At 68.7% G+C, this 12,118-nt stretch carries 13 protein-coding genes; 7 read left to right on the forward strand and 6 right to left on the reverse strand.

What is annotated here, in order from left to right; all coding sequences use genetic code 11:
* Nucleotides 1-40 precede the first annotated feature (40 nt).
* From nusG to LC438_RS04975, 6 genes are all read left to right on the forward strand, one after another.
* Entirely contained in the window at nucleotides 41-1,072 is a 1,032-nt protein-coding gene (gene nusG, locus LC438_RS04950) for a transcription termination/antitermination protein NusG (protein WP_105673574.1), read from the forward strand.
* Between the two features lie 249 nt (nucleotides 1,073-1,321).
* Nucleotides 1,322-1,753 (forward strand): 50S ribosomal protein L11, encoded by a 432-nt coding sequence (gene rplK, locus LC438_RS04955; RefSeq protein WP_105673572.1) that lies wholly within the window; start codon nucleotides 1,322-1,324, stop codon nucleotides 1,751-1,753.
* A gap of 11 nt (nucleotides 1,754-1,764) precedes the next feature.
* Nucleotides 1,765-2,454: a 50S ribosomal protein L1 gene (gene rplA / locus LC438_RS04960; RefSeq protein ID WP_105673570.1), complete on the forward strand. Its 690-nt coding sequence runs from the start codon at nucleotides 1,765-1,767 to the stop codon at nucleotides 2,452-2,454.
* Between the two features lie 183 nt (nucleotides 2,455-2,637).
* The gene (locus tag LC438_RS04965; RefSeq protein WP_223586006.1) at nucleotides 2,638-3,453 is read left to right on the forward strand and encodes an amino acid ABC transporter substrate-binding protein; all 816 of its coding nucleotides are present in this window, start codon (nucleotides 2,638-2,640) and stop codon (nucleotides 3,451-3,453) included.
* A gap of 3 nt (nucleotides 3,454-3,456) precedes the next feature.
* Entirely contained in the window at nucleotides 3,457-4,131 is a 675-nt protein-coding gene (locus LC438_RS04970; RefSeq protein WP_181155856.1) for an amino acid ABC transporter permease, read from the forward strand.
* Nucleotides 4,118-4,900 carry an amino acid ABC transporter ATP-binding protein gene (locus tag LC438_RS04975; RefSeq protein WP_308116173.1) on the forward strand — a complete coding sequence of 261 codons (783 nt, stop codon included), beginning with the start codon at nucleotides 4,118-4,120 and terminating at the stop codon, nucleotides 4,898-4,900. The genes LC438_RS04970 and LC438_RS04975 overlap by 14 nt, the downstream gene beginning before the upstream one ends.
* A 128-nt stretch (nucleotides 4,901-5,028) precedes the next feature.
* Here LC438_RS04975 and LC438_RS04980 read toward each other — a convergent pair whose 3' ends face one another.
* On the reverse strand, nucleotides 5,029-5,682 hold the full coding sequence (locus LC438_RS04980) for a LysE/ArgO family amino acid transporter (protein WP_105673565.1): 654 nt from the start codon (nucleotides 5,680-5,682) through the stop codon (nucleotides 5,029-5,031).
* A 71-nt stretch (nucleotides 5,683-5,753) separates the two neighbouring features.
* Here LC438_RS04980 and LC438_RS04985 point away from each other — a divergent pair, with 71 nt between their 5' ends.
* A complete protein-coding gene (locus LC438_RS04985; RefSeq protein WP_105673564.1) occupies nucleotides 5,754-6,623 on the forward strand; it encodes a LysR family transcriptional regulator ArgP in 870 nt (289 codons plus the stop codon).
* Here the strand turns inward: LC438_RS04985 and LC438_RS04990 are convergent.
* The 5 genes from LC438_RS04990 to LC438_RS05010 all read right to left on the reverse strand — a co-directional run bounded on the left by LC438_RS04990 (nucleotide 6,620) and on the right by LC438_RS05010 (nucleotide 12,113).
* Nucleotides 6,620-7,084 (reverse strand): MarR family winged helix-turn-helix transcriptional regulator, encoded by a 465-nt coding sequence (locus tag LC438_RS04990; RefSeq protein WP_105673562.1) that lies wholly within the window; start codon nucleotides 7,082-7,084, stop codon nucleotides 6,620-6,622. The genes LC438_RS04985 and LC438_RS04990 overlap by 4 nt on opposite strands.
* Nucleotides 7,071-8,780, reverse strand: coding sequence for an MDR family MFS transporter (locus tag LC438_RS04995; RefSeq protein WP_105673560.1), 1,710 nt, complete (start codon nucleotides 8,778-8,780; stop codon nucleotides 7,071-7,073). The genes LC438_RS04990 and LC438_RS04995 overlap by 14 nt, the downstream gene beginning before the upstream one ends.
* Before the next feature lie 227 nt (nucleotides 8,781-9,007).
* Nucleotides 9,008-10,783: a choice-of-anchor G family protein gene (locus LC438_RS05000; RefSeq protein ID WP_105673558.1), complete on the reverse strand. Its 1,776-nt coding sequence runs from the start codon at nucleotides 10,781-10,783 to the stop codon at nucleotides 9,008-9,010.
* Entirely contained in the window at nucleotides 10,780-11,535 is a 756-nt protein-coding gene (locus LC438_RS05005) for a hypothetical protein (RefSeq protein WP_146114278.1), read from the reverse strand. Before LC438_RS05005 ends, LC438_RS05000 begins: the two co-directional genes overlap by 4 nt.
* A gap of 5 nt (nucleotides 11,536-11,540) precedes the next feature.
* Entirely contained in the window at nucleotides 11,541-12,113 is a 573-nt protein-coding gene (locus tag LC438_RS05010; protein WP_105673554.1) for a signal peptidase I, read from the reverse strand.
* Nucleotides 12,114-12,118: the final 5 nt, after the last annotated feature.

Genomic DNA, 12,118 nt, shown 5'->3' on the forward strand with positions numbered 1-12,118 from the left:
TGCCCCGCGGCTTCGGCCGCACACTTGGAGAAGAAACAACGTGTCTGAACGCTATTCCGACGACGCCGACTGGGCGACCGCTGCAGAGCAGTCCAGCGAGGAGGACGAAGCCCAGGAGGGCAACGTCCTCGCAGCGGAGGAGTTCTCGGTCACCTCGGCCGAGCACGTCGCCATCCACATCGAAGATGAGGACGAGAGCGACGACAGCGCTGCAGACGACATCGACATCGACGACCCGGAGGCGGACGCGATCGTGAACGACGCTCTCAACCTGGACGAAGCGGCTGAGTCTGAGGCTGCCGCTGAGGTCCTCAACGATTCCGTGGCCGAGGAGGCCGCCGACCTCGAGGCCGCTGCGGCCGAGGAGGTCACCCCCTACGACGGCCCCGACCTCGGCGCCGACGACGAGCAGGGCGACGAGGACGAGGCATCCGACGAGGATGCCGAGGAGGACCCGTACGAGGCCTTCCGCATGGACCTCCGCATGCTCCCCGGCAAGTGGTACGTCATCCACTCCTATGCCGGCTTCGAGCGCAAGGTCAAGGCGAACATCGAGCAGCGCAAGTCGACGCTCGAGGTCGAGGACGAGATCTACCAGATCGAGGTCCCGATGGAGGACGTCGTCGAGATCAAGAACGGCCAGCGCAAGATGGTCAACCGCGTGCGCATCCCCGGCTACGTGCTGGTGCGCATGGAGCTCAACGAGGACACCTGGTCGGTCGTCCGCCACACGCCCGGTGTCACCGGCTTCGTCGGCAACGCGCACAACCCGACCCCGCTGCGCTTCGAGGAGGCCTTCAACATGCTGAAGGCGCTCGTCGAGGTCAAGGACGTCCCGACCGCCAAGAACATCGCGGCCAAGGGCGGCCTCGCCGTCGCACGCCCCGTGCAGGCCGAGGTCGACTTCGAGGTCGGCGAGACCATCACGATCAAGGAGGGCTCGTTCGCGGGTCTTCCCGGTTCGATCAGCGAGATCAAGCCCGAGAGCGGCAAGCTCACGGTGCTCGTCTCCCTCTTCGAGCGCGAGACCCCGGTCGAGCTGTCGTTCGACCAGGTCACCAAGATGATCTGACATACGCTTCGCTGCGAACGGCCGTCCCTTCCGGGGCGGCCGTTCGTGCGTGTGCCGGCATCCTCTCCGCACGTTCGCGCGCGGCCGAGGGGAGGGCGGAGCAGTCGAGTCGCGATGGGCGTCGGCATCGGGTAGACTCATGTGGTTTGTGTGCCGCTTCGGCGTGCGCGCAGACGACCACGATCCGGAGAGGCCGGATCTGTGGGAGAAGCGGATGCCTCGGCATCCGATTCGACGAAAGGAAAGAGAATGGCACCGAAGAAGAAGGTGACCGGCCTGATCAAGCTTCAGATCAACGCCGGTGCAGCCAACCCGGCGCCGCCGATCGGCCCCGCGCTCGGTCAGCATGGCGTCAACATCATGGAGTTCTGCAAGGCGTACAACGCCGCGACCGAGTCGCAGCGCGGCAACGTCATCCCCGTGGAGATCACCGTCTACGAGGACCGCAGCTTCACCTTCATCCTGAAGACCCCGCCGGCTGCGGAGCTCATCAAGAAGGCCGCAGGCGTCCAGAAGGGCTCTGCCACCCCGCACACCGTCAAGGTCGCGAAGATCACCAAGGACCAGGTCCGTCAGATCGCCGAGACCAAGCAGGCCGACCTGAACGCGAACGACATCGAGGCCGCCTCGAAGATCATCGCCGGCACCGCCCGTTCCATGGGCATCACGGTCGAGGGCTGAGGAGAATAATCATGGCTACCAAGTCCAAGGCTTACAAGGCTGCCGCCGAGAAGATCGAGGCAGACCGTTTCTACACTCCCGCTGAGGCTGTCGCCCTGGCGAAGGAGACCGGATCGTCGAAGTTCGACTCGACCGTCGAGGTCGCGCTGAAGCTCTCGGTCGACCCCCGCAAGGCAGACCAGATGGTGCGCGGCACCGTCATCCTGCCCCACGGCACCGGCAAGACCGCCCGCGTCATCGTGTTCGCCACCGGCCCCGCTGCCGAGGCTGCGATCGCCGCTGGTGCAGACGAGGTCGGCGGCGCCGAGCTCATCGAGAAGGTCGCCGGCGGCTGGACCGCGTTCGACGCGGCCGTCTCCACCCCGGAGCTCATGGGCCAGGTCGGTCGTCTCGGAAAGGTCCTGGGTCCGCGTGGACTCATGCCGAACCCGAAGACCGGCACCGTGACCCCGAACACGGCCAAGGCCGTCGAGGAGATCAAGGGCGGAAAGATCGAGTTCCGCGTCGACAAGCACGCCAACGTGCACTTCGTCGTCGGCAAGGCGTCCTTCACCGCCGAGCAGCTGAACGAGAACATCGGCGCAGCGCTCGAGGAGATCGTCCGCCTCAAGCCGTCCAGCTCCAAGGGCCGCTACATCCAGAAGGGTGCGGTGTCGACCACGTTCGGCCCCGGCATCCCGCTGGACGTCAACGCCATCTGAGCCTGATTCGCTCTCGAAGAGCCCCCGCCGTCACGGCGGGGGCTCTTCTGCGTCCTGGAGTAGGCTGGCACCCCGACACGGAACGTCACGAGATGCGACATATCGCGGACTCGTGCATAGGGTGAGATTCGCTCGAAAACGCGCGCACAGCATCCGCGCTCACGCACCCAGGAGGGTAAGCACATGTCCCGTCGCCTCATCGCCGTCACGGCACTCGTCCTCGCAGCATCCGCTCTCACCGCCTGCAGCGGCTCCACCGCACCGGCGTCGAGCAGCTCGTCGAGCGCGGAGGGCGCCGACTTCGGACTCGTGAAGGACGGCACCCTCACGGTGGCCACGGAGGGCACCTACCGCCCGTTCAGCTTCCACGCCGACGGCGGCACGGGCGACCTGACTGGCTACGACGTCGAGATCATCCAGGCCGTCGGCGACAAGCTCGGTCTCAAGGTCGAGTTCCAGGAGACGCAGTGGGATGCGATCTTCGCGGGGCTGGATGCCGGTCGCTTCGACGTGATCGCCAACCAGGTCACCATCAACGACGAGCGCGAGAAGCAGTACCTCTTCAGCACCCCGTACACGGTGTCGCCCGGGGTGATCGTGGTCAAGGAGGATGACGACTCGATCAGCTCCTTCGCCGACCTCAAGGGCAAGACCACGGCTCAGTCGTTGACCAGCAACTGGAACGACCTCGCCACGGAGTCGGGGGCGAAGGTCGAGGGCGTCGAGGGCTGGGCGCAGGCCGTCGCGCTGCTCCGCCAGGGCCGCGTGGACGCGACCATCAACGACAAGCTCACGTTCCTCGACTACGAGACCACCGACGGTCCCACCGGGCTGAAGATCGCCGCGGAGACCGATGAGGCCGGCAAGCAGGCCTTCGCGTTCACCAAGGACAAGAAGACCCTCGTCGCCGCCGTGGACAAGGCTCTCGACGAGCTCCGCGCCGACGGCACGCTGGCGGAGATCAGCAAGAAGTACTTCGGCGAAGACGTCACCGAGTAGCCGATGGACTCTCCCGACAGCGTCTGGCAGCTCTTCCTGGGTTCGCTGGGGCCGATCGCCCTCGCCGGGCTCACGGTGACGGTGCCGCTCGCGCTGATCTCGTTCGCGATCGGACTGCTGATCGCGGTCGGGATCGCGCTGATGCGGATCTCGGTCAATCCGGTGCTGTCGAACGCCGCGCGGTTCTACATCTCGGTCATCCGCGGGACGCCGCTGCTCGTGCAGCTGTTCGTCATCTTCTACGGGATGCCGTCGATCGGGATCACGATCGACCCGTGGCCCAGCGCGATCATCGCCCTGTCGCTGAATGTCGGCGGCTACGGTGCGGAGATCGTGCGGGCCGCGATCCTGTCGGTGCCGAAGGGGCAGTGGGAGGCCGCGTACACGGTCGGCATGAACCGCTCGCGAGCGCTCACCCGCATCATCCTCCCGCAGGCTGCGCGCGTGTCGGTGCCCCCGCTGTCCAACACCTTCATCTCGCTGGTGAAGGACACATCGCTGGCGTCTCTCATCCTCGTGACCGAGCTGTTCAAGGTCGCGCAGCAGATCGCCTCGACGACCTACGAGTTCATGGCGCTCTACCTCGCCGCCGCGCTCGTCTACTGGGTGTTCTGCCTCGTCCTGTCCTTCGGGCAGGGCGCCCTCGAGAGGAGGCTCGACAGTCGTGTCGCGCACTAGCGGATCCACGCCCCTTCTCGCCGCATCGCAGCTGTACAAGCGGTTCGGCGACAACGAGGTGCTCCGGGGCATCGACCTCACGCTGCACCGCGGCGAGGTCGTCGTCCTGATCGGTCCGAGCGGATCGGGCAAGACGACCGTGCTTCGCTCGCTGAACGGACTCGAGACGCCCGACGGGGGCACGATCCTCGTCGACGGCGGGCCAGAGGTCGACTTCTCCTCGAAGGTTCCGCAGAAGCTGAGGTTCGCACTGCGGGACCGCTCGGCGATGGTGTTCCAGCACCACAACCTCTTCCCGCACCTCACGGTGCTGGAGAACGTGATCGAGGGGCCGTGGCGGGTGCAGGGGCGCCCGAAGGCGGAGGTGATCGCCGAGGCCAGGGTCCTGCTCGCTCGCGTGGGTCTCGAAGACAAGGCGGACGCCCGCCCGCACCAGCTCTCCGGCGGGCAGCAGCAGCGCGTCGGCATCGTGCGCGCTCTCGCCCTCAAGCCCGATCTCCTGCTGTTCGACGAGCCGACCAGCGCGCTCGACCCGGAGCTGGTCGGCGAGGTGCTCCTGGTCATCAAGGAGCTCGCCGACGAGGGATGGAGCATGGTCGTCGTCACCCACGAGCTGAGCTTCGCCCGCGAGGCCGCAGATCACGTGCTGTTCATGGACGGCGGCGTCGTCGTGGAGGAGGGGCCGCCGGCCGAGGTGTTCGGGGCTCCCCGCGAGGAGCGCACGCAGCGGTTCCTGACGCGCATCCTGCGCCCCCTCGACGGCGCCTGACCGCGTTCCGGTCGCAAACCGCGTCGCGTTCCGGTCGCAAACCTGGTCGAGCTGAGGCTGGTTTCGGAGCCGAGTTCGCGACCGGAGCCTTCTGCGCGGCCGGTGGAATCCGAAGTGGAGACTGCGCGTCAGCCGCCCAGGACGGGCAGCACGAGCGAGACGGCCAGCGCGATCATCACGACCGCGATCACGCCGTCGAGGATGCGCCAGGACCGCGCTGTGCGCAGCCAGCGTCCGAGATAGCGCGCGCCGAAGCCAAGGGCGGTGAACCACAGGATGCTGGCCGCGATGGCCCCCGCCGCGAACAGCCACCGCTGCTCGCCGTGCGTGGCGGCGATCGAGCCGAGCATCAGCACCGTGTCGAGGTAGACGTGCGGGTTCAGCCAGGTGAGGGCCAGAGTGGTGAGCGCCACGGGTGCGAGCCGGGTCCGGGTGAGCGTGGTGGGGCCGGCGTCGGAGCCGGATGCCGCGGCGCCCGGTTCGTCCACGGTGAGGTGCTCGCCGCCGCGCCAGGCTCGACGGGCCGCGAGCAGACCGTAGGCCAGCAGGAACAGGGCTCCGGCCCACCGCGCGACGACGACGAGCCACGGCGCCGCCGAGATCACGAAGCCGAGACCCGCGACGCCGGCGGCGATGAGGGCGGCGTCGGAGGCGGCGCAGATGATGACGACCGCCAGCACGTGCTCTCGGCGGATGCCCTGACGCAGCACGAACACGTTCTGGGCGCCGATGGCGACGATGAGGGAGAGGCCGAGTCCGAGACCGGCGAGCACGGTGAGCATGGTTCCACGCTACGAACGCGCAAGCGAAAGCACCAGCGAAGATTCCTTGTGAACCATTAGCATCACTTACTATGCGAATCGATCCCGAACTGGCGGCCACCGTCGCGGCGGTGGCCGACGAGGGCACGCTCGATGCGGCATCCCGACGACTGCGGATCACGCCCTCCGCCGTGAGCCAGCGGCTGAAGACGCTGGAGCAGCAGCTGGGGCGGGTGCTCGTGGTGCGCACGAAGCCCGTGCAGCTCACCGAGGCCGGTGAGGCGGTCGTGCGCCTCGCCCGCCAGGTCGCGCTGCTGGAGCACGACGCGCTCTCGGGACTCGGCCTCGACGAGGAGGGCGCGCGCATCAGCATCCCGCTGGCCGTGAACGCCGACTCGATGGCGACCTGGTTCCTGCCGCCGCTCGCCCGGCTGTCGGCGGAGCACGCGATCGACTTCGACCTGCATCGCGACGATCAGAACTTCACCGCTCGCCTGCTGGAGTCGGGCGCCGTCATGGCTGCGGTCACGAGCGAGGAGGCCCCCGTCGCCGGATGCTCGGTGTCGCCGCTCGGCGTGCTCGAGTACCGGGCGATGGCCGAACCCTCTTTCGCCGCCCGCTGGTTCCCCGAGGGAGTCACCCGGGACGCGCTCGGCGCGGCGCCGTTCGTGGACTTCGACCGCAGGGACACCCTGCAGCACGAGTGGCTCAGAGCGATGAAGGTCTCGCATCAGTCGGTGCCGCGGCACTACGTGCCCGCCTCGCACGACTACGCCCTCGCGGTGGAGTTCGGCCTCGGCTGGGGGATGCTCCCGCTGCTGCAGGGCGCGCACGGGCTGGTCCCGCTCGGAGGCCCGACGCTGCGCGTGCGGCTGTACTGGCAGCAGTGGAACCTGCGCAGCACGCTGCTCGACACGATCGCGGCCGAGATCGCCGCCGAGGCCGGTCGGGTGCTCGGCTAGCGGTTCGGCGTCGCGCCCGAGACCAGAGCGTGCAGCAGGTGCGTGAGGTTGTCGATGTCCGTGACGCTCCAGTCGGTGAGCGTCGTCATGAGCAGGCCCTCCTGCGGCAGCCGGGCCTGGGCGAGACGTTCCTCCCCGTGCGGGGTGAGCCGCAGCAGGAAGGAGCGGCCGTCGCTCGGGTCGGCGGAGCGCTCGACGAGTCCGAGGCCCTCCAGCTCGCGCACCGTGCGGCTCACCTGGCCCTTGTCCGACAGCATCCGCTCCGCGAGCGTCGACACCGTGACCTGCTCGCACCGGGCGATCGTGGTCAGCGTCTTGTACGCGCCGGGGAGCATGCCCGGACTGACCCGGTTCGCGTTCTCCAGGAGCACCCGACGGAAGTTCGTGATGAGCTCGCTGAACTCCGCCTCGAGGGCGCGGACCGCGACGGCCCGCGCCTCAGAGGACTCAGACTCTGCCATCGGATGCTGCTTCGCCGGTGCGGTGGGACACAACCTGCACTGTACCGGTCGGAGCGCCCGCGAGAGCCTCGGCGTCGGCGATCGCGACGTCGGCGGCCTCCTCCACGACACGGTGCTCGTCGTCGGAGCCGGCCTCCGCCTTGGCGCGCTCGCTGGTCGTCATGCGGGTCAGCGGCCTGTTCGGGAGGAACAGGATCGCGATCAGGCTCAGCACGGCCAGAGGGATGCCGATGAGGAATGCGTGCGAGATCGCCTGGGCGTAGAAGTCCTCGACCAGGGAGCGCACGGGCTCGGGGAGCAGACGCACTTCGGGAACCGTGCCGCTGCTGAGCGCGGTGGCGACCTCCTGCGCCTTGTCGCCGGTCTGGGCGATCGCGGCCATCAGGTCTTCCTTGCCGTTCGTGAACAGATCGGTGATCTTGTTCGCGAGGAAGGCGCCCATGACCGAGACGCCGATGGTGCCGCCGAGGCTGCGGAAGAAGGTGACGCCGGAGGAGGCGACGCCGATCTCCGTGGGCTTGGCGACGTTCTGCACGATGAGCACGAGGTTCTGCATCGTCATGCCGACGCCGGCGCCGGTGAGGAACATGTAGACGGAGACGAGCGCGAAGTTCGTGTCGTAGTGCAGCGTCGAGAGCAGGGAGGAGCCGGCGATCAGCAGCACGGAGCCGAGGATCAGGTAGCCCTTCCACTTTCCGTAGCGGGTCACGAGCTGACCGACGACCATCGACGAGATGAGGAGTCCCGCCATCATCGGCAGCGTCATGAGACCGGCCTCGGTGGGCGAGGCTCCGCGCGAGAGCTGCATGTACTGCGCGAGGTAGACGGAGGTGCCGAACATCGCGACGCCGATGGAGATCGAGGCGAGCACGGAGAGGGTGAAGGTGCGTCCGCGGAACAGCGTCAGCGGGATGAGCGGCTCGCGCACCTTGAGCTCGACGATGATGAACAGGATCGTCGCGAGGAGGACCCCGCCGATCATGAGGATCGTCTCGATGCCCCACCAGTCGAAGTTCGTGCCGGCGTTGGTGATCCAGATCAGCAGGAGCGAGACGGCGGCGGAGAGCAGCACGATGCCGACGTAGTCGACCGAGACCTTGCGGGTGCGCTCGGCCTTGATGTGGAGGGTCTTCTGCAGGATGATCAGGGCCGCGACGGCGAAGGGCAGTGCGACGAAGAAGTTCCAGCGCCAGTTGATGCTGTCGGTGATCCAGCCGCCGAGCAGCGGTCCGCCGACGGTGGCGACGGCCATGACCGCGCCGAACAGGCCCATGTAGCGGCCGCGTTCGCGCGGGCTGATGATGTCGGCCATGATGACCTGGCTGAGGGCGGCGAGGCCGCCGGCGCCGAGTCCCTGCACGGCGCGGAAGGCGATGAGCATGCCGGTGTCCTGCGCGAAACCCGCGGCGGCGGTCGCGAGCACGAAGATCACGATCGCGATCTGGATCAGCAGCTTGCGGTTGAAGAGGTCGGCGAGCTTGCCCCAGATCGGGGTCGAGATCGCCGTGGTGAGCAGCGTGGAGGTGATCACCCAGGTGTAGGCGGCCTGGTCGCCGCCGAGATCGTGGACGATGACGGGCATCGAGGTGGAGACCACCGTGCCGGCGATCATCGAGACGAACATGCCGAGAAGGAGCCCGGTGAGGGCTTCGAGCACCTGGCGGTGCGTCATTCCGGCGGGAGAATCCGTGGTCATGCAGAAGGCCTTTCGCAGTCGGAGGGGGATGCTGCGACAGCTCTGGCGCGCACGAGATAGTTGAACTTCGTCAACTATACGCCGAATGGTTGAGATAGGTCAACTACATACGCGAGAGGCGTCGTTTCGTCTCGTCGCTGCGCTCCTCGCTCAACGACCGGGGCAGGGCCCGCGCCCCGCCGGTCGTTGAGCGAGCGCGGCGAGACGACACGTCGGAGGCGCGGGACCTAGGGCAGCGAGATCGGCCCGGCCGACGCGGTGCCCAGATTCACGCTCGTGGGCAGCAGCGCGTCGAGCAGCCCGATGCGCAGCGCCGTGACCTTGTACTCCGCTGTCGCTGTGCTCGTGGCAGGGATGAAGGGCGAGACAGGGGGCGCGTTCGGGCGATCGGGCTGCACGTTCACGTACAGCGAGAAGATCGGAGCGAGCGCGCCGAAGACCGCGGCGACGGCATTCGCGACGACGGGCACGCCGGCGGCGAGCACGCCGTCGAGGGCGGTGACCACGGAGAAGACGTCGTCGACGACGGCCTTGATGACGTTGCGGAGCGTGCCGACGAGGGGATTGAGCAGCGCGAGAACGGGAGTGAGCAGAGCCCCGAGCACGGGGGTGAGGATGCCGAGGTCGACGATCGTGACGCTCACGCCGGCGTTCAGCAGTGACGTGCCGGAGGTGTGCAGCGCGCCGAGGTTCGCGTCGAGGTTGATCTTCACATCGGCGACCTTGATCACCACGTCGGGGATGAGCGGAGGGATCCCGGCGACGGTGGCCTTGACCTCCGCGCTCACGTCGATCTTGACCCTCGGCAGGCCGGCGACCGTGGTGAGAGCGCTGATGACCTGGGTCCGCCAGGCCGTCACCAGGTTCGTCACGCGCGTTCCGATGTTCGTCAGCACCGCGGGCGTCAGCAGGAACTGCGTGTTCGGAGCGAGGTCGTTCAGCCCGTTCGCGCCGTTCAGCAGCCGTGCGAGGTTCACCCTGATCAGACCGTCGCGGGGGCTGAGGGTGACGATGCCGTCGGCATCCGAGAAGCCTGCGAGGAGGGCGGAGACCGCCGGCGCGACCTGCGGGATGTTCGTGACCGACACCCCGGAGCCCGCGGTCGACACGCTGAGGACGCCGAGGTCGAGATGGAGCTGATTGAGCACTCCGGTGATGCCGGACGAGAGGGAGGCCTGCAGTCCGTTCAGCTTGGCCTGGAGCTGGGTGACCGAGGTGTCGACCTGCCCGACGAGCCCGGAGAGCACGGGAGCCGTCAGCGTGAGGTCGAGCCCCGCGATGTCGTAGTCGCGGGCGACGGCGGTCGTTGCGGCCGGTACGTCCCACGTCGCCTCGCGCAGCACATCGCAGCCGTCGACGCGGGACAGGGCCGACACCGCGCCGATGTCGAGCGCGGCGTTCGTCAGGTTCGACGTGATCGCGCTGCCGAGCACGCCGTTCAGCGTCAGCGAGCCCGTGCGCGGCGGGGTGGATGATCCGTACTCGCCGATCGTCGCGATGCCGGACTGGTTGGTCACCGCTCCTGTCGCTCCGGTCGCGAGGCCCTTCGGCGTCACCTGCGAGTACTGCGACAGGGTGCCGACGGCGAAGTCGGGCACGGCTGCCTGGATGGTCGGCAGCGACACCGTCGCCAGGGGAGCGGGGAGGATGCCGACGTTGAGCGAGGTCGCCCTGGTGAACGTCGTCGTCGAACCGGGGTCGAGGTCGTGCGCGTTCTGCGCGGGGGAGTAGGTCTCGGTGAGCGCGCCGTCGATCGCGTCGCGGACGCCGTTGACGGCGGCGACGGTGTCGAGATCGGTGCCGAGCAGAGTGCCGCTGACCTGGCGGCCGGCGGATGTGGCCGAGAAGCCGGTGTCGGTCCCGCACCTCAGCGAGGACGTTCCGACGGGCGCGGCGTGCGCCCACTCGGCGTCCCGCCAGCTCGCCAGAGAGGTGGAGGTCGCCACGGGCACGGCGAGGATCGCGACGGCACCGACGGCGAGCCACGCGCGCAGGCGGTTCACGTCGCATCCTCCGTCGGCTCGGTGCGGCGCAGCATCCGGACTCCGATGCCCGCGCCCACGGCGGCCAGCGCGACCCCGAGCATCTGCAGCAGGGCGACCCCGTCGATGCCGGTGGCGGCGAGCGGTCCGCCGGCGGGCGGAGCGGCCGCGTCCGTGCGGGCGGCGGTGAGGCCGACGCCCACGGTCGCGTCGAGGCCCTTGCCCTCCTCGTCGGCAGGGATTCCGTCGAGCGTCGCCGTGACGAGCATGTGCTGCGCCGATCCGGCGGCGAGATCTACGAGGTAGGTGCGCGGGGAGGAGGCGGATGCCGTCGCCGGGGGCAGCGTCGTCGCACCGCCGGGAGCGGCGCACGTCGGAGTGCCGGACGGCATCCCGGTCCACTCCGTGAGGCACTGCTGGAACACGACCCGCAGACCCTGCGGGTCGCGGGCGAGCTCTCCCTCGGCCGTCAGCACGACCGACAGAGTCGCGGGCCCGGACGGGTCGTCGTGGGCGGCGCGGATCTCCCAGTACCCCCGATCGCCCGGAGACAGCACGAGGGACTCACCCGGGGAGAGCGCGTGGGCGCTCTGCGCGTCGCGGACGATCCACGGCGATGTCTCCAGCGTGAGATGTCCGGGTGACTGGCCGGGGTCGGTGAAGAACGGCGCCGCCTGGGCTGCGGCCGTTCCGGCGAGCACCGCCCCCGCACCCGCGCACACGACGATCAGGGTCCCGCCGACGATGCGGCGGAACCGGTCTCGACGTGTCATGACCGTCATCGTCTGCTCGGCCACAGCACCCAGAGGACGGCGCCGGCGAGCACCAGGCCCAGCACCGCGAGGCCGATCGGCGAGGTCACGGCCGAGAGCACGAACCCGAGTCCGGGGATCGCGAACAGCACGACCCCCGCACGCGTGACGACGTACTGCTCGGCGTCATCGGCGTCGTTGGCGTCCCCGCGCAGCGTGAGCGTCCTGCGGTCCGCCTCCTCGTCTCCGATCGCCACGATCCGGTGGGTCACCAGCTGGTCGTCATGGGCGCGAGGCACGCTGACGACGTCGCCGACGCCGAGGTCTGCGGCATCCGCGGTCCTCTCGATCACCGCGGTGCCCGCGGGCATGGTCGGAGACATCGAGCCGGTGGCGAGGATCACCAGATGGAGGCCGAGCGCCCACGAGGTGACGAGCCAGGCGATGGCGATCGCCCCGACGGCGCCCAGCAGCCACACGAGCACGTTCTGGATCGCGGGGAGGAGGGAGCGGCGCCGACGCGGCCGTCTGGAACGATCGCGTCGGCGCAGTCCCTGATCGACCTCGCGGTCTCGCAGGTCCTCTGCGGTGGAGGTCATAGTCC

It is taken from the genome of Microbacterium sp. OVT16B, assembly GCF_019969705.1.
GTDB classification, from domain to species: domain Bacteria; phylum Actinomycetota; class Actinomycetes; order Actinomycetales; family Microbacteriaceae; genus Microbacterium; species Microbacterium natoriense.